The sequence below is a fragment of the Bordetella saccharivorans genome, assembly GCF_045862855.1.
In the GTDB taxonomy this organism is placed as follows: Bacteria; Pseudomonadota; Gammaproteobacteria; order Burkholderiales; family Burkholderiaceae_B; genus Bordetella_A; species Bordetella_A petrii_F.
Map to the genome: position 1 here is coordinate 443,195 of NZ_BAAFZO010000001.1, position 21,244 is coordinate 464,438.

Annotated in this window: 15 protein-coding genes; 12 read left to right on the forward strand and 3 right to left on the reverse strand. The window is 70.6% G+C overall.

Translation table 11 applies throughout. The annotated features are described in order from the left end of the window. The 4 genes from ACKTT0_RS02120 to ACKTT0_RS02135 all read left to right on the forward strand — a co-directional run bounded on the left by ACKTT0_RS02120 (window position 1) and on the right by ACKTT0_RS02135 (window position 4,021). On the forward strand, window positions 1-723 hold the full coding sequence (locus tag ACKTT0_RS02120) for an enoyl-CoA hydratase/isomerase family protein (protein WP_407847707.1): 723 nt from the start codon (window positions 1-3) through the stop codon (window positions 721-723). 34 nt (window positions 724-757) lie between these two features. Further along, window positions 758-1,585 (forward strand): CoA transferase subunit A, encoded by an 828-nt coding sequence (locus tag ACKTT0_RS02125; RefSeq protein WP_407847708.1) that lies wholly within the window; start codon window positions 758-760, stop codon window positions 1,583-1,585. After that, the gene (locus ACKTT0_RS02130) at window positions 1,582-2,316 is read left to right on the forward strand and encodes a CoA-transferase subunit beta (protein ID WP_407847709.1); all 735 of its coding nucleotides are present in this window, start codon (window positions 1,582-1,584) and stop codon (window positions 2,314-2,316) included. Before ACKTT0_RS02125 ends, ACKTT0_RS02130 begins: the two co-directional genes overlap by 4 nt. Before the next feature lie 217 nt (window positions 2,317-2,533). After that, window positions 2,534-4,021: a class I adenylate-forming enzyme family protein gene (locus tag ACKTT0_RS02135; RefSeq protein ID WP_407847711.1), complete on the forward strand. Its 1,488-nt coding sequence runs from the start codon at window positions 2,534-2,536 to the stop codon at window positions 4,019-4,021. Between the two features lie 8 nt (window positions 4,022-4,029). On the opposite strand, the gene moaA is transcribed toward ACKTT0_RS02135, so the two are convergent. Continuing rightward, entirely contained in the window at window positions 4,030-5,130 is a 1,101-nt protein-coding gene (moaA, locus tag ACKTT0_RS02140; RefSeq protein ID WP_407847713.1) for a GTP 3',8-cyclase MoaA, read from the reverse strand. Between the two features lie 21 nt (window positions 5,131-5,151). Next, a complete protein-coding gene (locus ACKTT0_RS02145) occupies window positions 5,152-6,246 on the reverse strand; it encodes a substrate-binding domain-containing protein (RefSeq protein ID WP_407847715.1) in 1,095 nt (364 codons plus the stop codon). 161 nt (window positions 6,247-6,407) lie between these two features. Here ACKTT0_RS02145 and ACKTT0_RS02150 point away from each other — a divergent pair, with 161 nt between their 5' ends. The 7 genes from ACKTT0_RS02150 (at window position 6,408) to ACKTT0_RS02180 (ending at window position 15,851) form a co-directional block, all read left to right on the forward strand. After that, window positions 6,408-6,962, forward strand: a complete 555-nt coding sequence (locus tag ACKTT0_RS02150; protein WP_407847716.1) for a formate dehydrogenase subunit gamma — start codon at window positions 6,408-6,410, stop codon at window positions 6,960-6,962. Continuing rightward, complete coding sequence (locus ACKTT0_RS02155) at window positions 6,959-8,527, forward strand: formate dehydrogenase beta subunit (RefSeq protein WP_407847718.1); 1,569 nt, start codon at window positions 6,959-6,961, stop codon at window positions 8,525-8,527. The genes ACKTT0_RS02150 and ACKTT0_RS02155 overlap by 4 nt, the downstream gene beginning before the upstream one ends. Window positions 8,528-8,544: 17 nt before the next feature. Beyond that, window positions 8,545-11,421: a formate dehydrogenase subunit alpha gene (gene fdhF / locus ACKTT0_RS02160; protein WP_407847720.1), complete on the forward strand. Its 2,877-nt coding sequence runs from the start codon at window positions 8,545-8,547 to the stop codon at window positions 11,419-11,421. A 14-nt stretch (window positions 11,422-11,435) separates the two neighbouring features. Further along, window positions 11,436-12,272, forward strand: a complete 837-nt coding sequence (gene fdhD, locus ACKTT0_RS02165) for a formate dehydrogenase accessory sulfurtransferase FdhD (protein ID WP_407847722.1) — start codon at window positions 11,436-11,438, stop codon at window positions 12,270-12,272. Between the two features lie 6 nt (window positions 12,273-12,278). Beyond that, complete coding sequence (locus ACKTT0_RS02170; protein ID WP_407847723.1) at window positions 12,279-12,530, forward strand: formate dehydrogenase subunit delta; 252 nt, start codon at window positions 12,279-12,281, stop codon at window positions 12,528-12,530. Window positions 12,531-12,664: 134 nt separating this feature from the next. After that, a complete protein-coding gene (locus ACKTT0_RS02175; RefSeq protein ID WP_407847725.1) occupies window positions 12,665-13,795 on the forward strand; it encodes a methyltransferase in 1,131 nt (376 codons plus the stop codon). 133 nt (window positions 13,796-13,928) lie between these two features. Beyond that, window positions 13,929-15,851 carry a bifunctional metallophosphatase/5'-nucleotidase gene (locus ACKTT0_RS02180; RefSeq protein WP_407852371.1) on the forward strand — a complete coding sequence of 641 codons (1,923 nt, stop codon included), beginning with the start codon at window positions 13,929-13,931 and terminating at the stop codon, window positions 15,849-15,851. Window positions 15,852-16,674: 823 nt separating this feature from the next. On the opposite strand, the gene ACKTT0_RS02185 is transcribed toward ACKTT0_RS02180, so the two are convergent. After that, window positions 16,675-17,583, reverse strand: coding sequence for a LysR substrate-binding domain-containing protein (locus ACKTT0_RS02185; RefSeq protein ID WP_407847727.1), 909 nt, complete (start codon window positions 17,581-17,583; stop codon window positions 16,675-16,677). A gap of 102 nt (window positions 17,584-17,685) precedes the next feature. Between ACKTT0_RS02185 and ACKTT0_RS02190 the strand changes: the two genes are divergently transcribed. Further along, window positions 17,686-21,228 (forward strand): indolepyruvate ferredoxin oxidoreductase family protein, encoded by a 3,543-nt coding sequence (locus ACKTT0_RS02190; protein WP_407847728.1) that lies wholly within the window; start codon window positions 17,686-17,688, stop codon window positions 21,226-21,228. Window positions 21,229-21,244: the final 16 nt, after the last annotated feature.

The following is a 21,244-nucleotide window of genomic DNA, read 5'->3' on the forward strand; positions in this document are numbered from 1 at the left end:
ATGACCGACACCGTGCTCACCATCGACAAGTCCCCGCGGGCCTGGACCTACACGCTCAACCGGCCCGACAAGCGCAACGCGCTGTCGGCCGAACTGGTCGAGGCGCTGATCGAAGGCGTGGATGCCGCCCATGCGGATCAAGTCCCGCTGCTGGTGTTCCGCGGGGCCGGCAAGAATTTCAGCGCCGGGTTCGACTTCACCGGCTATGAAGCGCAAAGCGAGGGCGACCTGCTGCTGCGCATGGTGCGCATCGAGACCTTGCTGCAGCGCGTGGCCGGCTCGCCCAGCCTGACCCTGGCGCTGGCCCATGGCCGCAATTTCGGCGCGGGGGTCGACCTGATCGCCGCCTGCAAGCTGCGCCTGTGCACACCGGACGCCAGCTTCCGCATGCCCGGCCTTAAATTCGGGCTGGTGCTGGGCACCCGGCGCTTCCGCAATATGGTGGGCGCCGACAATGCGCGGTCCATCCTGGGCAGCGCGCGCAGCTTCGACGCCGAGGAAGCCGCCCGCATCGGCTTCGTGCAACGGCTCGCGGCCGATGCCGACTGGCCGGCCCATATGCAGCAAGCGGCCGACACCGCCACGGCGCTCGACGCGCCGACGCGCGCCAGCCTGTACGAAGCACTCGACACCAATGCGCCCGACGCCGACCTGGCGGCGCTGGTCCGGTCGGCATCGCGGCCGGGATTCAAGGCGCGCATACGGCAATACCTGGACGGCTGAACCCAGCCCGCCCGGCCACGGAGGAGGAATATTCATGTCATCCGGATTCAACCAGCAAGACAAGCAGGTGCCGCTGGCCGACCTGGCCGCGCTGATACCCGACGGCGCCTCGGTCGCGCTGGGCGGCAGCTTCCTGCACCGCGGACCGTTCGCCTTCGTGCGCGAACTGGTGCGGCAGAACAAGGCGCGCCTGGAAATCATCAAGCAATCGCCCGGCTACGACATCGACCTGCTGTGCCGCGCCGGCGTCGCGGCGCGCGCGCGCACCGGCATCGTCGCCATGGAAGGCAATTTCGGCCTGGCGCCCTACTACCGGAAGGCGGTCGAGACGGGCAAACTGGAACTGGAGGAACACGCCTGCGCCACGCTGACCGCCGGCCTGCGGGCCGCCGCCTACGGGGTGCCGTTCCAGCCCTGCGCCGGGGTCGAGGGCAGCCAGCTGATCGACATCAACGGCTGGCAACGCCTGGAGGACCCTTACGGCACGGGCAAGTCGGCGTGGGTGATCCCGGCCGTGCAGCCGGATTTTGCCGTGATCCACGCCAATGAAGTGGACCGCCGCGGCAACGTGCGCGTGCTGGGCACGTCGCACTGGGACCGCATCATGAGCCGCGCCGCGCGCAGCGTGCTGGTGGTGGCCGAGCGCGTGGTCGACAGCGAGGTGTTCGAGCGCCAGCCCGAGGTCACGCTGGTTCCTTATTTCATGGTGCAAGCCTACGCGGTGGTGCCGCAGGGAGCGTGGCCGGGCTCGTGCTGGCCGGAATACGAAATCGATTATGCGGCGGTAGAGCGTTACCTGGATCCCGCCGCGCTGCAGGCGCACCTGGACGCCGCGCCCGAAGTCTCGCAGGAGCACGCATGAGCACTCGCTGGTCGCCTTTCTCGTACATCGTCACCAACCTGGCCCGCTTCATCCGCCCGGACGAGATCACCTTCAGCGGCGTGAACTCGACCCTGCCGATGCTGGCCTGCCTGCTGGCCAAGCGGGCCTATGACTGGGATTTCATCTACATCAACGTCGCGGGCGGGGTGGACCCGCGGCCATCCAAGGTGCCGCTGTCCAGTTCGGACCCGGTGCTGGCGGAGCACAGTGCGTCGATTTTCGACAACGAGGATTTCTACGACCTGTGCTGCCGCGGCCGCATGGACCTGACGTTCCTGGGCGCCGCGCAGATCGATGGCGCGGGCAACGCCAACAATTCCTGCATCGGCGACTGGCACCAGCCGAAAGTGCGGCTGCCGGGCGGCGGCGGCGGCGCGGTGATGCTGCCCACCGCCAAGCGGGCCTGCACCTGGCGCACCGAGCACTCGCGCCGCACGTTCGTGGAACAGCTGCATTTCCGCACCTCGTGGGGCGGCTTCCACGGCGTGGCCACGCCGATCGCGGTGTTCGTCAAGCGCGACGGCCGGCTGGCCCTGCAATCGTGGCATCCGGAATCGAGCCTGCAGGAAGTCCAGGAACGCACCGGTTTCAGCTTCGATCACACCGGCGCCGCGCCGACCGAACCGCCCACCGAGCGCGAAGCCCGCGCCCTGGCCGAACTGGACCCGGACGGCACGTTCGAGCGCGATGCCGCAGTGACGCTACGGTAAAGGGGGGTGGGCCCCCGGGGGGGTTGGATGGAGGAGGGAGCGGGGTTGGGTTCTTCAGGCGCCCACGCATGGCGACGTGGCCGGCCCGCACCGCCCAGCCCCGGCCAGGACGCCCGATGAACACCGCCCTCCGCACGAAACGAACCACCACCCCCCAGACACGAAACAATCCCCCCGCACCCGCTGCCGCCTAGATAAACAAAGAGAGGAACCCGCCATGCCCCTCCCCCCCACCCTGTGCGCCGCCTACCTGGAACTGTGGCGCAGCCAAGCCTGGGCGAACCGCCCCGCGCTGATCGACGCGCGCGGCGAGACGACGCTTTCGTATGGGCAGTTGCATGACGCGGTGGCCGCGATGGCGGGCCGGCTGCGGCAGGCGGGGGTGGCGCCGCGCCAGCGCGTGGCTATCGCCATGGAGCGCACGCTCACCGGCGTGACCGCCATACTCGGCGCCATGGCCGCCGGCGCCTGCCCCTGCCCGCTGGAGCCGCGCCTGACACGCGACGAAATCCTGGCCCGGCTCGCCACGGCCGGCATCGGCGTCGTGCTGGCCGACCGCTCCAATCGCGCCGCCTATGCCGGCATGCCCGGCATCCAGCTGCTCGACGCCGACGCGCTGGAACCGGCCGCGCCCTTCTGGAACCCCGACATCGCCGCCAACGACCCCGGCCTGCTGCTGTTTACCTCCGGCAGCACCGGCCGCCCCAAGGGCGTGCTGCAGAGCCATCGCGGCCTGCTCAACAACGCGCGCGGCATCGTCCCGGCCACCGGCCTCACCGAGGCCGACAAACTGCTGCACGTCATGCCGCTGTATCACACCAACGGCCTGAACAACCAGCTCTTCAGCCCCCTGCTGGCCGGCGCATCCGTCGTGCTCGGCGACCGGTTCCGCGCCCAGGACATGCCCGTGCTGATGGACCTGCACCGCCCCACCCTCATCACCGGCGTGCCCACCATGTACTCGCGCATGCTGGACCATCCCTGCACCCCGGCCAGCCTGGCTGCCCTGCGCTTCGCGCGCTGCGGCTCGGCGCCCATCACGCGCGAGCTGCATGCCCGCATCGAAGCCATGCTGGGCTGCCCGCTGATCGTCTCGTACGGCTTGTCCGAAGCCACCTGCACTTCCACCATCAACCCGCCCGGACAGCGCAGGATCGGCTCCATCGGCCGGCCCCTGCCAGGCCAGCGGGTCTTCCTGCGCGATGCCGGCGGACAGGAAATCACCCGTCCCGACGTGGATGGGGAAATCTGCATCGCCGGCGGCAGCCTGATGCTGGGCTACGTCGGCGCCGCCGCCGACGGCGTGCTGGAACCGGCGCCCGCCGTGCTGCGCACCGGCGACCTGGGGCGCCGCGACGCCGACGGCTACTTCTACATCACCGGCCGGCTGAAAGACGTGATCATCCGCGGCGGCGAGAACATTTCCCCCATGCTGATCGAGCAGGCGCTGTGCACCAGCCCGGCGGTCCACAGTTGCTGCGTGGTGGGCAAGCCCGATGCCGACCTGGGCGAAGTGCCCGTGGCGTTCGTGGTGCCGGCGCCCGGGGCCCGCCCCGGCGCGGCCGATCTCAAGGCGCTGGTGGCGAACCGGCTGTCGCGCATCCACCAGCTCGAGGACGTGGTGTTCGTGGAGGCCCTGCCCGAGAATTCCGTGGGCAAGGTCGACCGCAAGGCGCTGGCGCGCGCGCTCGCCGCGCCGGCCTGAGGCGCCGGTCAGCCGCCGATGTAGCTCATCTCGACCCGGCGCTCGCCGGCCGCTGGCGCGGTGCCGCGGCCGCGCAGCTCGGAGTAGCGGTCGTCGCGCTGCGCCCAGATGCCGGCAATGGCCTCGGCCAGTTGCGCATCGCTGGCGCCGCCGCGCAGCAACCCGCGCAGGTCGTGCCCCTGCGAGGCGAACAGGCACAGGAACACCTTGCCCTCCGGCGACAGGCGCGCGCGCGTACAGCCCCCGCAGAACGCGTGGGTGACGCTGGAGATGACGCCGATCTCGCCGCCGCCGTCGGCATAGGCCCAGCGTTCCGCCACGCGGCCCATGATCTCGCTTTCGAGCGGGCGCAGCGCATGCGCCGCGCCGATCACGCGCAGCACCTCGTCGCTGGGGACGACTTCGGTCAGGTTCCAGCCGTTGGTGGTGCCCACGTCCATGTACTCGATGAAGCGCAGCACATGGCCGGTATGGCGGAAGCGCCGCGCCATCGGCAGGATCTGGTCGTCGTTCAGGCCGCGCCGCACCACCATGTTGACCTTCACGGGCGCCAGCCCGGCCTCGGCCGCGGCGTCGATGCCGCGCAGCACGTCGTCGGGCGTGAAAGTGCTGTCGCTCAGGCGCGCGAACATGTCGGCGTCGAGGGCGTCCAGGCTGACGGTGACGCGCGTCAGGCCGGCCTGCTTGAGGGCGGCCGCCTTGCGGCGCAGCAGCGTGCCGTTGGTGGTGAGGGTCAGTTCCAGCGGCCGGCCCGCCGGGGTGCGCAGCTCGGCCAGCATGCCGACCAGGGCCTCGATGTTCTTGCGCAGCAGCGGCTCGCCGCCGGTCAGGCGGATTTTCTCGACCCCCAGCTGCGCGAACTGGCGCGCCAGCCGGGTGATTTCCTCGAACGACAGCAGCGCCGACTGCGGCATGAAGACATAGTTGCCGTCGAACACTTCGCGCGGCATGCAATACGTGCAGCGGAAGTTGCAGCGGTCGGTGACCGAGATGCGCAGGTCGCGCATGGGGCGCGCCCGCGCGTCCAGCGCGGGCTGCCCGGCGGGCGGCAAAGGCGCCTGCGGCACGCGCGGGACGGTGCGATCGGCCAGGAAGATGACTTTGCTCATGCAGACATCATATCGCGCAAATCACTGCCATGTGGTTCGGCCAAACGCCTCTTGCAGCGTCTGGAGCCGGCCAGTGTCGGTGGCATCGTAGCCCGCCAGCTGGCTGACATAGGACAGGTACTCCCGGCCACGCATGATGCCGAGCAAATCCTGCATGGCCGGCGCATCCAGCGACGCACGGCGGATGGCGAAGAAATAGCGCTCGCGCACCAGCGGGATGAAGTCCAGGCCGAAGCGCGAGGCGGCCGTCTCGACGCCCACTCCGGTGTCGGCCATGCCGCTGGCGATGTGGGCGGCGATGGCCATGTGGGTGAATTCATTGGTCTCGTAGCCCTGCACGGCGCCGGTCGACACGCCCGCCTGCTCCAGCATGAGCCCCACCAGATAGCGGGTGCTGGAACCGATCTGGCGGTTCACGAACCGCACGTCGGGGCGCGCCAGGTCGGCCATGCCCTGGATGCGCTTGGGATTGCCCGCCACCACGAACAAGCCGGTATTGCGCACCGCGAGATGGATCAGCAGGTAGTCGTCGGGCGACAGCCATTGCGCGTAGCGCGCCATGATGGGCGCCTCGAACGGCCCGCTGGGCACCTGGAAGCCGGCCAGGTCGCACTCGCGGCGCTCCAGCGAGGCGAGCGCCTCGATGGCGGTGCGGTAGCGCAGTTCCAGCCCTGGTTGACGGCCGCTCATGTGCTGCATCAGAGCCTCCACCGCGAAGCCGTGGCTGGCATGCAGGCGCAAGTGCGGAAGCGCCTCGGGCAACAGCTGTTCCAGCTCTTCCTGCAATTCGGAAGCGAGGCTTTCCAGGGTAGGCATCAGGCGCGCCTCGATGCGGCGGTTGGCCCACAGCAGGCGCTGGGCGAACGGCGACAGCTCGGTGCCCTGGCGCCGCCGGGTGATCAGCAACTGCGTGCCGAACAGGTCTTCGAAGCGGCGCAGTATTCCCCAGGCATGGCGGTACGACAGGCCGCAGGCACGGCAGGCGCCCGCGATATTGCCGGTGGCGTCGATGGCCGACAGCAGCGAGAGCATGTCCTGCAGCGGCTGGCCGGGCTCGCCGGCGGCGCCTTCCAGGAGCCATTGCGGCCGCAGCCCAATGCGGAATTTATATGTCATTAATTTCTTATTGAACCTGGTCAGATTGGCGTTTAGAGTACGCTGATCCAGCGAAGCCCGGCGTATTTATATGTTTTATAAAACATATTATAAAGCCCGCCGGGGCGCCACAAGAACGCCATGCGCCCTGCCCACGGCAGGGCCGCCACCAGGAGACCGCCATGCCGATTTCCCCGGCCGAACAAAACCCACCGGGCAGCGCCCGCGGCGGGCCGCCGGCCGTGCCGGCGCGCCAGTCCGGCCCGGCCGCCGTGGCCGCGCGCGCCGCGGCGCGCCTGCGCGACCAGCCCGGCGCCCTGCTGCCCGTCCTGCATGCCGTGCAGGATGAACTGGGCTGTATCCCGGCCGACGCGGTGCCCGCCATCGCCGAGGCCCTGAACCTGTCGCGCGCCGAAGTCCATGGCGTGATCACCTTCTACCCGCATTTCCGCGGCAAGCCGGCCGGCCGGCACGTGCTGGAAGTCTGCCGCGCCGAATCCTGCCAGGCGATGGGCGGCGACGGCCTGGCCGACCATGCGCGCCAGGCGCTCGGCTGTGATTTCCACGGCACCACCGCCGACGGCGCGTTCACGCTCGAGCCGGTCTATTGCCTGGGCCTGTGCGCCCAGTCGCCGGCGGTAATGATCGACGGCCATCCGCATGCGCGCGTCACGCCGGACAAGCTGGGCCGGCTGCTGGCGCGCGCCGCGCAAGGCGACGCGGAGACCCGGCCATGAACGCGCCGGTCACCGTCTACCTGCCGCGCGACGCCGCCGCGCTGGCCATGGACGCCGACGCGGTGGCGCGCGCCATCGAACACGAGGCCGCCCGCCGCGGCCAGGCAGTGCGCCTCGTGCGCAACGGCTCGCGCGGCCTGCTGTGGCTGGAACCGCTGGCCGAAGTCACTACCCCGGCCGGCCGCATCGCCTACGGGCCGGTGCAGCCCGAGGACGTGGCCGGCCTGTTCGAGGCCGGCTGGCTGCAGGGCGGCGCGCACCGCTTGCGCCACGGGCCGACCGAGGACATCCCCTACCTGAAGCGGCAGCAGCGCCTGACCTTCGCGCGGGTGGGCGTCACCGACCCGCTCTGCCCCGACGACTACCTAGCGCATGGCGGCCTGCAGGGCCTGCGGCGCGCGCTGGCGATGACGCCGCGGCAGATCGTCGACGAGGTCATCGAATCGGGCCTGCGCGGGCGCGGCGGCGCGGCCTTTCCCACCGGCATCAAGTGGAAGACCGTGCTGACCACGCCGGCGCCCCGCAAATACATTGTCTGCAATGCCGACGAAGGCGATTCCGGCACGTTCTCCGACCGCCTGCTGATGGAAGGCGACCCCTACGTGCTGATCGAGGGCATGGCGATCGCCGGCCTGGCCGTGGGCGCCACCTACGGCTACATCTATGTACGCTCGGAATACCCGCACGCCATCGCCGCGCTGGACCAGGCCATCGAGCGGGCGCGCCGCGCCGGCTGGCTGGGCGACGACATCCAGGGCAGCGGCCGGCGCTTCGACCTGGAAGTGCGCAAGGGCGCCGGGGCCTATATCTGCGGCGAAGAAACCTCGCTGCTCGAAAGCCTGGAAGGCAAGCGCGGCGTGGTGCGCGCCAAGCCGCCGCTGCCGGCCATCGCCGGCCTGTTCGGGCAGCCCACCGTCATCAACAACGTCATCTCGCTGGCTTCGGTGCCCATCATCCTGGCGCGCGGCGCGGCCTACTACCGCGACTACGGCATGGGGCGCTCGCACGGCACCCTGCCGTTCCAGCTGGCCGGCAACCTCAAGCGCGGCGGCCTGGTGGAGGCGGCCTTCGGCGTGACCCTGCGCGAACTGCTGTACGACTACGGCGGCGGCAGCGCCTCCGGGCGGCCGCTGCGCGCGGTGCAGGTGGGCGGCCCGCTGGGCGCCTACCTGCCCGAATCGCAATGGGACGTGCCGCTGGACTACGAAGGCTACGCCGCCATCTCGGCCATGATCGGCCACGGCGGCATCGTGGCGTTCGACGACACGGTCGACATGGCGCGCATGGCGCGCTACGCCATGGAGTTCTGCGCGGTCGAATCGTGCGGCAAGTGCACCCCGTGCCGCATCGGCGCGGTGCGCGGGGTCGAGACGCTCGACAAGATCGCGGCGCGCGGCCCGCAGCACGAGCAGCAGGTGCACCTGCTGCGCGACCTGTGCGACACCATGCTGGGCGGATCGCTGTGCGCGCTGGGCGGCATGACGCCCTACCCGGTGCTGTCGGCACTGGACCATTTCCCAGAAGACTTCGGGGTGGCCGCGCGCGCGGCCGCACACCCGGCCTGACCACCACGAGGCCAGCCATGCTCGAAACCGTCATCAAGCGCGACCGCGACCTGGGCACCCCCGCCCGCGTGGCCGACACGCTCGTCACCCTGACCATCGACGGCCAGCCGGTCACGGTGCCGGCAGGCACCTCCGTGATGCGCGCCGCGGCCGAAGCCGGCATCAACATCCCCAAGCTGTGCGCCACCGACAGCCTCGAGCCGTTCGGCTCGTGCCGCCTGTGCCTGGTGCAGATCGACGGGCGGCGCGGCTATCCCGCGTCGTGCACCACGCCGGCCGAGGACGGCATGGTGGTCTACACCGAGACCCCCAAGCTGCACGAGCTGCGGCGCGGCGTCATGGAGCTGTATATCTCCGACCACCCGCTCGACTGCCTGACCTGTCCGGCCAATGGCGATTGCGAGCTGCAGGACATGGCCGGCGTGGTGGGGCTGCGCGCGGTGCGCTACGGCCACGACGGCGCCAACCACCGGCACGATCGCACCGACGACTCGAACCCGTATTTCTCGTACGACCCGTCCAAGTGCATCGTCTGCAACCGCTGCGTGCGGGCCTGCGAGGAAACCCAGGGCACCTTCGCCCTGACCATCTCCGGCAAGGGCTTCGCCTCGCGCGTGGCGGCCGGGCAGGACCAGCCGTTCCTGGACAGCGAGTGCGTGTCCTGCGGCGCCTGCGTGCAGGCCTGCCCGACCTCGACCCTGCAGGAAAAGACCGTCATCATGATGGGCCAGGCCGAGCATTCGGTGATCACCACGTGCGCGTACTGCGGCGTCGGCTGCGGCTTCAAGGCCGAAATGAAGGGCCAGGAAGTGGTGCGCATGGTGCCCTGGAAAGACGGCCAGGCCAACCGCGGGCACGCCTGCGTGAAGGGCCGCTTCGCCTGGGGCTACGCCACCCACAAGGAACGCGTGCTCAAGCCGATGATCCGCGCGCGCATCACCGACCCGTGGCGCGAAGTCTCGTGGCAGGAAGCGATCGACTACGCGGCCGCCGAATTCCGCCGCATCCAGGCCAGGCACGGCCGCGACGCGGTTGGCGGCATCACGTCGTCGCGCTGCACCAACGAGGAAACCTGGCTGGTGCAGAAACTGGTGCGCGCCGCCTTCGGCACCAATAACGTCGACACCTGCGCGCGCGTCTGCCATTCGCCCACCGGCTATGGCCTGAAGCAGACGCTGGGCGAATCGGCCGGCACGCAGACCTTCGATTCGGTCATGCATACCGACGTGGTGATCCTGATGGGCGCCAACCCCAGCAGCGCGCATCCGGTGTTCGCCTCGCGCCTGAAGCGCAGGCTGCGCCAGGGCGCGCGGCTGATCGTCATCGATCCGCGCCGCACCGAGCTGGTCAACTCGCCGCACATCAAGGCCGCGTTCCACCTGCCGGTGCGCCCCGGCACCAACGTGGCGCTGCTGACCGCCATGGCGCACGTGATCGTGACGGAAGGGCTGGTCGACGAGGACTTCGTGGCCCGCCGCTGCGAAGCCAAGGCCTTTGAACAGTGGCGCGAGTTCGTCGCGCGGCCCGAGCACGCGCCCGAGGCCACCGAGGCGGTCACCGGCGTGCCGGCCGCCGACGTGCGCGGCGCGGCGCGCCTGTACGCCACTGGCGGCAACGGCTCGATCTACTACGGCCTGGGCGTCACCGAGCACAGCCAGGGATCCACCGCGGTGATGGCCATCGCCAACCTGGCCATGGCCACCGGCAACATCGGCCGCGAAGGCGTGGGCGTCAACCCGCTGCGCGGCCAGAACAACGTGCAGGGCTCGTGCGACATGGGCTCGTTCCCGCACGAGCTGCCGGGCTACCGGCATATCTCGGACGACGCCGTGCGCGGCGCCTTCGAGGCCGACTGGGGCGTGACCCTGCAGCCCGAGCCCGGGCTGCGCATCCCCAACATGTTCGAGGCGGCGCTGGCCGGCAGCTTCAAGGGCCTGTACTGCCAGGGCGAGGACATCGTGCAGTCCGATCCCAATACGCAGCACGTGGCGGCCGCGCTGGCGGCCATGGAATGCATCGTGGTCCAGGACCTGTTCCTGAACGAGACCGCCAAGTACGCGCATGTGTTCCTGCCGGGCTCGTCGTTCCTGGAAAAAGACGGCACCTTCACCAACGCTGAGCGCCGCATCTCGCGCGTGCGCAAGGTCATGGAACCCAGGAACGGCCTGTCGGACTGGCAGGTGACCGCGGCACTGTCGAACGCGCTGGGCTATCCCATGGACTACCGCCACCCCAGCGAGATCATGGACGAGATCGCCCGCCTGACGCCGACCTTCGCCGGCGTCACCTACGAAAAACTGGACCGCCTCGGCAGCCTGCAGTGGCCGTGCAACGACGCCGCGCCGGACGGCACGCCCATCATGCACATCGACGAATTCGTGCGCGGCAAGGGCAAGTTCATGATCACCAAATACGTGCCCTCGGACGAACGCAGCACCCGCGAATTCCCGCTGCTGCTGACCACCGGCCGCATCCTGTCGCAGTACAACGTCGGCGCGCAGACGCGCCGCACCGCCAACGTGGCCTGGCACAGCGAGGACGTGCTCGAGATCCATCCGCAGGACGCCGAGGACCGCGGCATCGCCGAAGGCGATTGGGTCGGCGTGCACAGCCGGGCGGGCCAGACGGTGCTGCGCGCCACGCTGACCGACCGGGTGCAGCCGGGCGTGGTCTACACCACCTTCCATTTCCCCGAGTCGGGCGCCAACGTGGTCACCACCGACAGCTCCGACTGGGCCACCAACTGCCCGGAATACAAGGTGACGGCGGTGCAGGTGATGCGCGTGACGCAGCCCTCGGAATGGCAGCGCCAGTGGTCGCGCTTTTCGGATATCCAGCACAAGCTGCTGCGCGAACGGGCCCGCGAGAGCGAGGCCGCGCTGAGCGGCAAGTGAGCCGGGCGCGCCCCATGGACGACCGCTTGTACCGCCGCCTGCCCGCCGCGCGCGCCGATTGCGCCGACGCGACGGTGCTGCGCGTGCGCGGCGGCGCGCCCGATGCCGCCACGCAGACCGACCGCGTCGCCGAAGAAACCCCGGTGGCGCTGGAATACAACGGCATCAGCCACGCCACCATGCTGGCCTCGCCGGCCGACCTGGAAGATTTCGCGCTGGGGTTTTCGTTGACCGAAGGCATCGTCGACCGGCCGGCCGACGTGCGCGGCATCGAGGTGGCGCCGCAGTTCAACGGCATCGTGGTGCAAGTGGAGATCTCCAGCGCCTGCGCCGCGCGTCTCAAGGCGCGCCGCCGCGCCATGGCCGGTCGCACGGGCTGCGGCCTGTGCGGCGTCGAGACGCTACCGGAAGCGCTGCGCCAGCTCCCGCCCGTGCCGGACGGCCCCGCCGTGGCCCTGGCCGCGGTGCTCGGCGCCATGCGCGCCATGCGCGGCAGCCAGGCGCTGCACGATATCACCGGCGCGACTCACGCCGCGGCCTGGGCCGACGCCGGCGGCCAGGTGCGCCTGGTGCGCGAGGACGTAGGCCGCCACAATGCGCTGGACAAGCTGATCGGCGCGCTGGCCCGCCAGGACGTCGACGCGCGCGCCGGCCTGGTCCTGGTATCCAGCCGCGCCAGCTACGAGATGGTGCAGAAATGCGCCGCCGCCGGCATCGGCATCCTGGCGGCGGTATCCGCGCCCACCGCGCTGGCCATCCGCGTGGCGCAGAACACCAACGTCGCCTTGCTGGGCTTCGTGCGCAACGCCGACGCCACCCTATATTCGCATGCCGAACGCATCCTATCCTGAACGCCCATGGACATCGCCAACCTGATCCGCATGGCCAATCGCATCGGCGATTTCTTCGACGCCCTGCCCGACCGCGAAGAAGCAATCGAAGGCGTGGCCGGCCACATCCACAAGTTCTGGGAGCCCCGCATGCGCAGCGCGCTGCTGGATTTCCTCAGCCAGCACGCCGACGGGCAGGCGGGCGAGGTGCGCCTGTCCGGGCTGGTGCTGGAAGCCGTCACCCGCCACCGCGCGCGGCTCGCGCCCCGCGCCGCCTGAGGGCGGATGCCGGCCGCCGCGCCTGCGCGGCGTCAAATGGCCCCGGGCGGGCGGAGCCGCGCCACGGCCTGCACCAGACCCGCGCGGCACGGGAACTGCTACATTGGCGGGCCAGCCGCCCCAATGCCGCCCGCATGTCCACCTCGCCCACCGTCCACTGGATCGAATCCGGCCAACCCCGTTCCGCGCTCTGGCGCTCGGAAAGCGCCGCGCCGCCGCCAGCCCGCATCCAGGTCGCCGACGACCGGCTGCGCGCCGACGCGGCCTACCGGCTGATCTGCGAAGGCACCGCGCTACTGTGGCGCGGCGACTACCACAACGCCCGCCAGTTAATGCAGGCCCTGGCACGGCGCATCGACAAGAAGCCCCGCAAGCCGGCCGACAATGCCCTGGATGCATTCAACCGCCACCGCCAGGCGCAGTCGCAGCGCGCGCGCCTGTTGGGCAGCCTGCTGCTGTCGTTCGACGCCGACCACGGACTGGACCTGCGGCGCGCGCCGGACGTGCGGCAAGCCTGCCTGCAGGCCTACGGCCCGGCCGTCGGTCCGTACCTGGCATCGCTGCGCGAACTGCAGGGCGTCATCGGGGCGCACGAATGGCGCAAGAAAGGCGTGCCCATCCCGGCGCTGGGCGGCGCGCGCATCCATCCGCACTACGGCGTCTTCTCGCCGGTGCGCGGCGAATACCTGGACCTGGCGGCGCGCGCGCCGCTGCCGGGCGGCCAGGCCGCGCTGGCCTACGACATCGGCACCGGCACCGGCGTACTGGCCGCGGTGCTGGCGCGCCGCGGCGTCGAGCGCGTGGTCGCCATCGACCAGGACCCGCGCGCCCTCGCCTGCGCGCGCGACAACCTCGACCGGCTGGGCCTGGGCGCGCGCGTCGAGGTCGTGCAGGCGGATCTCTTCCCGTCCGGCCAGGCGCCCCTGGTCGTCTGCAATCCGCCCTGGCTGCCGGCCCGGCCCAGCTCGCCGGTGGAGCACGCGGTCTACGACCCCGACAGCCGCATGCTGCGCGGCTTCCTGCAAGGGCTGGCGCCGCACCTGGCGCCGCGGGGCGAAGGCTGGCTGATCCTGTCGGACCTGGCCGTGCACCTGGGCCTGCGCCAGGCCGACGAAGTGCCGGCCCTGATCGCCCGGCACGGCCTGCGCGTGCTCGACCGGCTCGATGCGCGCCCGACGCACCCGCGCGCCTCCGACCCGGACGACCCGCTGCACGCGGCGCGCGCGGCCGAGGTCACGTCGCTGTGGCGGCTGGCCGCCGCCTGAACCGCCGCGGCTGCAACCTCGCTGTCATGTCGCGCGGCCCGGCGCGCCGTCACAGTCATGTCCTGTTGCATTCATCGCGACGTCATCTGCGTCGTCAATCATTCCGCTTCCTTTTCCCATGGCACGCGGAATGATGAAACCCTGGCAAAGAAACACGAGCGCATTCCTGTTCAGCACCCTGGCCCTGCTGGCCGGCTGCGGCAGCGGCAGCGATGACGACGACGACGCTCCCCCGGCGCCGCCCCCGCCGGCGGCGAACCGGCCGATGGAGTTGACCATCCTGCACATCAACGACCATCACTCCAACCTGGATTCCAAGTCCCGGACCTTGCAGCTCAAGAACGCCGCCGGCGCCGCCACGGCGGTGAGCGTGGACGCCGGGGGTTTCCCGCGCGTGACGGCCGCCATCGAGGAACTGGCGGCGCAATCGGCCAACGTGCTCAAGCTGCACGCCGGCGACGCCATGACCGGCACGCTGTATTTCAACCGCGCCGGCGAACCGGGCGAGGCCGACGCGGCCCTGATGAATACGGTGTGCTTCGACGCGATGACACTGGGCAACCACGAGTTCGACAAGGGCGACAGCGGCCTGCGCCGCTTCATCGAACTGCTGCATGCCGGCGCCTGCCAGACACCGCTCTTGAGCGCCAACGTCAGCTTTGGCGCCGACTCGCCGCTGAACCCCTCGCGCGCGCCGGGACTGGTGCAGCCGTCGACCATCGTGCAGCGCGACGGCCAGCCGATCGGCCTGGTCGGCCTGACCATAGCCAACAAGACGCAGCAGTCGTCCAGCCCCGACCCCGGCACCGTGTTCTCGGACGAGACCGCTGCCGCCCAGGAGCAGATCGACGCGCTGCGCGCCCAGGGCGTGAACAAGATCATCGTCATGAGCCACATTGGCTATGGCTACGACAAGCAGGTGATCGCCGGCTTGAGCGGCGTGGACGTGGTGGTGGGCGGCGATTCGCATACCCTGCTCGGCCCCGACGCGATGTCCGCCTACGGCGTGGGCTCGCCGGCCGGCGCCTATCCGACCGAACTGACCGACAAGGACGGCAAGCGCGTCTGCCTGGTGCAGGCGCGGGAATACTCGCAGGTCGTGGGCGAGCTGAAGGTCAGCTTCGACGCCAACGGCGACGTCACCACCTGCGCGGGCACGCCGCATGTGCTGATCGGCGACGCGCTCGCCGTCGGCGGCACCACCCCCAACCCGGCGGACGAGGCGGCCATGCGGGCCGACATCGCCGCCAGCGGCTTCCTGCGCGTGCAGGCCCCGGACCCCGAGGCCACCGCGGTGCTGCAGCCCTACAAGGAGAAGGTCGACGCCTACAGCCAGAGCGTGGTCGCCTCGGTGCCCGAGGAACTGTGCTCGCGCCGCGTGCCCGGCGGCCCCGGCTCGGTGGATTACGGCCGCTCCAGCGCGGCCTGCAACGCGCTGGGCAGCGTCAGCGTGCGCGGCGGCGATATCCAGCAACTGGTGGCGCAAGCCTATGTGGAAGTGGCCAACGCCCTGTACGGCGGCGCCGACATTTCGCTGCAGAGCGGCGGCGGTGTGCGCATCCCGCTGGAAGGCGAGGTAACCGCGGCCAGGGTGATCGAAGTGGTGCCGTTCGGCAATATGCTGTGGCGCCTGGACGTGACCGGCGCCGAGGTCAAGAGCATGCTGGAAGACGGCCTGCAGGCGGTCTATGGCCCGGGCGGCAGCACCGGCCCGTACCCGTACACCGGCGGCCTGCGCTTCGACGTGAACAGCCTGCAGGCGCAAGGCAACCGCGTGTCCAACGTGGAGGTGCGCGACGCCGCCACCGGCGCGTGGCAGCCGCTGGACCCGGCCCGCACCTACAAGCTGTTCGTGCTGAGCTTCAACGCCACCGGCGGCGACGGCTACAAGACCCTGGCCAACGTGCCCGCCGAACGCCGCCAGGATATCGGCGTGCTCGACGCCGACGTGCTGCAGACGTACATCGACATGCAGGCCAAGGATGCGGGAAGCGGCTTGCCGGTGCTGCGGAAACTGCCGGTGGAGTTGTATAGCACCAAGAGCTATATCGAGTAAGTTGCGGGGGGCGCGCTGCGGCGGAGGCGGGTTCTTCTGGCGTCGGGGCCTGGTCCGGGGAGCGGCCGGGCTTCCGGGGCCGTCCGGGCGCCCTGCGCGCCCGGCACCGCTACGTCAACCTCGTCAGCCTGCGGCTTCCTTCGGTTTCCCTCGCTCGGCCCCGAGGCGCCCGGCCGCTCCCCGGACCAGGCCCCGACTCGCGCCAATGCCGATTCCACCATCGGCGGGACGGTTGGGGTTCTTGAGCTTCGTGGGTGGCGCTGGGGAGGGAAGAAAAATCGTGCAGTGCCGCGAATCCGGGCCGCCCTGCGCGGCCCGGATTCGCATTCAGGCTCGGAATGGCGGGGGCGGATCGGATTTTGTGTTGTTGTTGTGGCGGAGTATCGGCGCTCCCTCCGATATTGTCTGCGAGCCTTATCGGTGGCCTCCGCAATACGCGGCGCATCGGAACAGTTGGGTCAAGATCCACACACGCACTCAGCCCTCTCCCCGCGCCACCGCACGAATGCGTCTGCAAGCCGCGCAGGGCGGCTTGCAGACGCGGCCCCACGAGACGTTCTTCTTGTCCCCCGACGCAGCGACGAAGGGCCAGCACGCGGTCGACCCCGGCGGCGTGGCGGTTTGCAACCGGTGCGAGTCGTGGCGGGAGGCGGAGAGCCGGCGGGGCGCCTCGGGGCCGAGCGAGGGAAACCGAAGGAGCGTAGCGACGAGGTTGACGAAGCGGCGCCGGGCGCGCAGGGCGCCCGGACGGCCCCGGAAGCCCCGCCGGCTCTCCGCCTCCCACCACGACGCCATTAGAAAACCCACCCTCCAAGGCCCAAAGTCACTGCCACCCACACGCATGGATCATGAATTGCCGCACCGCTTCGGCCGGCCTGGCCAGCGCCGCGCGCGGATGCCAGATCAAGCCTGCTTCCATGGGCGGCACAGCATCGGCGATCGGCACTGCCTCGATCTTCTTGCCCTCCAGCGACCACGGCCGGTACACCATGTCCGATAGCACGGTCACCCCGAAGCCGTGCGCTACCAGGCCGCGCAAGGCTTCCATCGAACGAGTGCGGAAAGCGATGTCGGGCCGCAGGCCGTGCCGTTGCCAATACGCCAGCGTGGAGCGCTCGCCCTCGTCCATCTCCAGCAGGATGTACGGGCATGCCGCGATGTCCGCCAGGGTGGGCGCCGGCCGCGCCAGCAGCGGGTGCCCGGCCGCCGCCCATAACTGGCGCCGCGAGCGCACCAGCACGTGGTGGCCGAAGCGGGCACGCCTGTCCATGTTGGACACCAGGGCCACGCCCAGCTCCACCTCGCCGCTGGCCACGGCGGCTTCGATGGCCGGGCGGTCCATGTCGACCAGGTCCAGCACCACGTCCGGATAGCGCTTGCGGAAACGCGCCAGCAGTTCGGGCAGGAAATAGCCCAGCACCGTATACGACGCCGCGATGCGCACCGAGCCGCGCAGCGCGTAGCGCTGGAAGCCGGGCTCGCGCAGGGCGTCGTCGAGCGTGTCCAGCACTTCGCGGGCGCGCTGGTGGAAATTGTGGCCCTCCGGCGTCAGGGTGACGCCGTGCGGATGGCGGTCGAACAGCCGCACGCCCAATTGCCCTTCCAGCGCCAGGATGGCGTTGGTGACCGCCGACTGGGACACGTGCTCGTCGGTGGCGGCCATCGACAGGCGGCCTGTGCGGGCCGCCGCGACGAAGTAGCGCAACTGGCGCAGCGTGACATCCTTGGTCATATATTTTTCACATACCTGCTAGCTGAATATATGAATATACGATAACCAGGCGGCTCTCTACACTGCCGGAAAAAACACTCATCCGGCCACGAGGAGACACGCGTGAACGCCCCCTTCCCCGCCGGCGCGGCCGGCCTGCCCGCCCCCGCCCTGGACGACAAATACACCCTGGACACCGGCCGCATCTACCTGAGCGGCACCCAGGCGCTGGTCAAACTGCCGCTGCTGCAGCGGTCGCGCGACCGCCTGGCCGGACTCAATACCGCCGGCTACATATCAGGCTACCGGGGTTCGCCCCTGGGCGGGCTGGACCTGGCGCTGTGGAAAGCCAAGCACCACTTGCAGGCACACGACGTGGTGTTCCAGCCGGGCCTGAACGAGGACCTGGCCGCCACCGCGGTCTGGGGCACCCAGCAGCTCAACCTGTTCCCCGGCGCCACGCGCGACGGCGTATTCGGCATGTGGTACGGCAAGGGGCCCGGCGTGGACCGCTCCATCGACGTGCTCAAGCACGCCAATTCGGCCGGCACCGCGCCCCACGGCGGCGTGCTGCTGCTGGCCGGCGACGACCATGCGGCCAAATCCTCGTCGGTGGCGCACCAGTCGGAGCACGTGCTGATCGCCAGCGGCATTCCGGTGCTGTATCCCTCGAACGTCCAGGAATACCTGGACTACGGGCTGCACGGCTGGGCCATGAGCCGCTACACCGGCTTGTGGGTGGCCATGAAGTGCGTGACCGACGTGGTCGAATCGAGCGCCTCGGTGGAAGTCGACCCCGCGCGCGTGCGCGTGGTCCTGCCAGACGAGCTGCTGCCCGATGGCGGCCTGAACATCCGCTGGCCGGATACGCCGCTGGCCCAGGAAGCGCGGCTGCTGGACCACAAGTGGTATGCGGCGCTGGCCTACGTGCGCGCCAACCGGCTGAACCGGGTGGTGCTGGACAGCCCGACGGCGCATTTCGGCATCATGACGGCGGGCAAGGCCTACCTGGACGTGCGCCAGGCGCTCAACGACCTGGGCCTGGACGAGGCGGCCTGCCGGGCGGCGGGTATCCGGCTCATGAAGGTGGGCTGCATCTGGCCGCTTGACGCGCAGGACGCGCGCGCCTTCGCCACCGGCCTGAAGGAGATCCTGGTCGTCGAGGAAAAACGCCAGATCCTCGAATATGCCCTCAAGGAAGAGCTCTACAACTGGCGCGACGATGTGCGGCCGCGCGTGTACGGCAAATTCGACGAGCGCGACAACGGCGGCGGCGAATGGTCCACCCCGCGCGGCGGCTGGCTGCTGCCGGCGCGCCATGAACTGTCGCCCGCGCTGATCGCGCGCGCCATCGCGGCGCGGCTCGACAAGGCCGGCCTGCCGGCGGCGCTGCGCGCCCGCATCGCGGCGCGCCTGGCGGTGATCGACGCGAAAGAACGCGAGGCGGCGCGGCCGGTCCTGGCCGAGGAGCGCCAGCCGTGGTTCTGCTCCGGATGCCCGCACAACACTTCCACGCGGGTGCCGGAAGGCTCGCGCGCGGTGGCGGGCATCGGCTGCCACTACATGGCGATGTGGATGGACCGCAATACCGACACCTTCAGCCAGATGGGCGGCGAAGGCGTGGCCTGGCTGGGCCAGAAGGACTTCACCACGGAACGCCACATCTTCGCCAACCTGGGCGACGGCACCTACTTCCATTCGGGCCTGCTGGCGATCCGCGCGGCAGTGGCGGCGCGCGCGCCCATCACCTACAAGATCCTCTACAACGACGCGGTGGCCATGACGGGCGGCCAGCCGGTGGACGGGGTGCTGACCGTGCCGCAGATCGCCGCGCAGGTGCGGGCCGAAGGCGTGGCGCGGGTCGTCGTGGTGACCGACGAGCCGGACAAGTACGCGCGCGGGCCGGCCCTGCCCGCCGGCGTGGCGGTCCATCACCGCAGCGCGCTCGACGCGGTGCAGCGCGAACTGCGCGAGATCGCGGCCACCACCGTGCTCATCTACGACCAGACCTGTGCCACCGAGAAGCGCCGTCGCCGCAAGCGTGGAACGTATCCGGCGGCGCCGCGCCGCGCCTACATCAACCCGGCGGTGTGCGAGGGCTGCGGCGACTGCTCGGTGCAGTCCAACTGCCTGTCGGTTGAGCCGCTCGATACGCCGATGGGCACCAAGCGGCGCATCAACCAATCCTCCTGCAACAGCGACTATGCCTGCGTGGACGGCTTCTGCCCGAGCTTCGTCACGGCCGAGGGCGCGGTCGTGCGCAAGGCGCGCGGGGTCTCCGGCACGGCCGAGCCGGCCGCGACGCCGCTGCCGCCGCCCGCCGCCATCGAGGCGGGCGGCGCCTACCGGCTGGTGGTGGCCGGCGTGGGCGGCACCGGCGTGGTCACCATCGGCGCGCTGCTGGGCGCCGCCGCGCACATCGAGGGCAAGGGCGTCACGGTGCTGGACATGGCGGGCCTGGCCCAGAAAGGCGGGGCGGTACACAGCCACGTGCAGCTCGCCAACCGTCCCGAAGACCTGTACGCCACGCGCGTCGCGGTGGGCGAGGCCGACCTGGTGATCGGCTGCGACGCCTTGACCGCGGCATCGCCCGAAGTGCTGTCGCGGCTGCGGCCCGAGCATGGCAGGGCGGTGGTCAACAGCACCGCCGCGCCCACGGCGAGCTTCCTGGCGCAGCCGGCCTGGCGCTTTCCCGGCGCGCAGGCGGAGCAGGCGCTGCGCCGAAGCACCGGCGGCCATTGCGACTTCATCGACGCCGGCCGGCTGGCCGAGACCCTGCTGGGCGACGCCATCTACGCCAACCCGCTGCTGCTCGGCTACGCCTGGCAGCAGGGCGGCCTGCCGCTGGCCTGCGACAGCCTGCGCCGCGCCATCGTCCTGAACGGGGTCGCGGTGGAAAAGAACCTGGCGGCGTTCGAGATCGGCCGCCAGGCGGCGCATTGGGGCGCGGCGTCGCTGCTGCCGGCGGCGCCGGCGCGCGTGGTGGCCATGCCGGAATCGCTCGACGCGCTGGTGCGGCGCCTGTCGGCCCACCTGCGCGCCTACCAGGACGAGGCCCATGCGGCGCGCTACCGCGCCGCCGTCGAGGCGGTGCGCGCGCGCGAGGCGCAGTTGCCCGGCGCGGGCCGGCTGGAGGTCACGCTGGCGGTGGCCCGCAACCTGGCCCGGCTGATGAGCTACAAGGACGAGTACGAAGTCGCGCGCCTGCATGCCGACCCCGCGTTCAAGAACGGCCTGCGCGAGCAGTTCGAGGGCGAACCGGGCCGCGACTACCGCCTGACCTACTATCTGGCGCCGCCGTTGCTGGCGCGGCGCGACGCCCAGGGCAAGCCGCGCAAGCGCGCGTTCGGGCCATGGATCGAGTATGCGTTCCGCGCGCTCGCGCCGCTCAAGCGCCTGCGGGGCACCCGGCTCGACCTGTTCGGACAGACCGCCGAGCGGCGCCTGGAACGCCGGCTGATGGAGGACTACCTGGAGCTGGCGGCGGAGTTCGCCGGCACGCTGCGCGCGGACAACCGCGACGTGGCGCGCGAGCTGGCGACGTTGCCCGACACCATACGCGGCTACGGGCATGTAAAGGAACGCAGCATCGGCCGGGCGCAGGCGCGCCGGGCCGCGCTGCTGCGGCGCTATCGCGGCGAGCCGCCGGCCAGCCTGGCGGCCTGAGGCCGCGCGGGCGGCG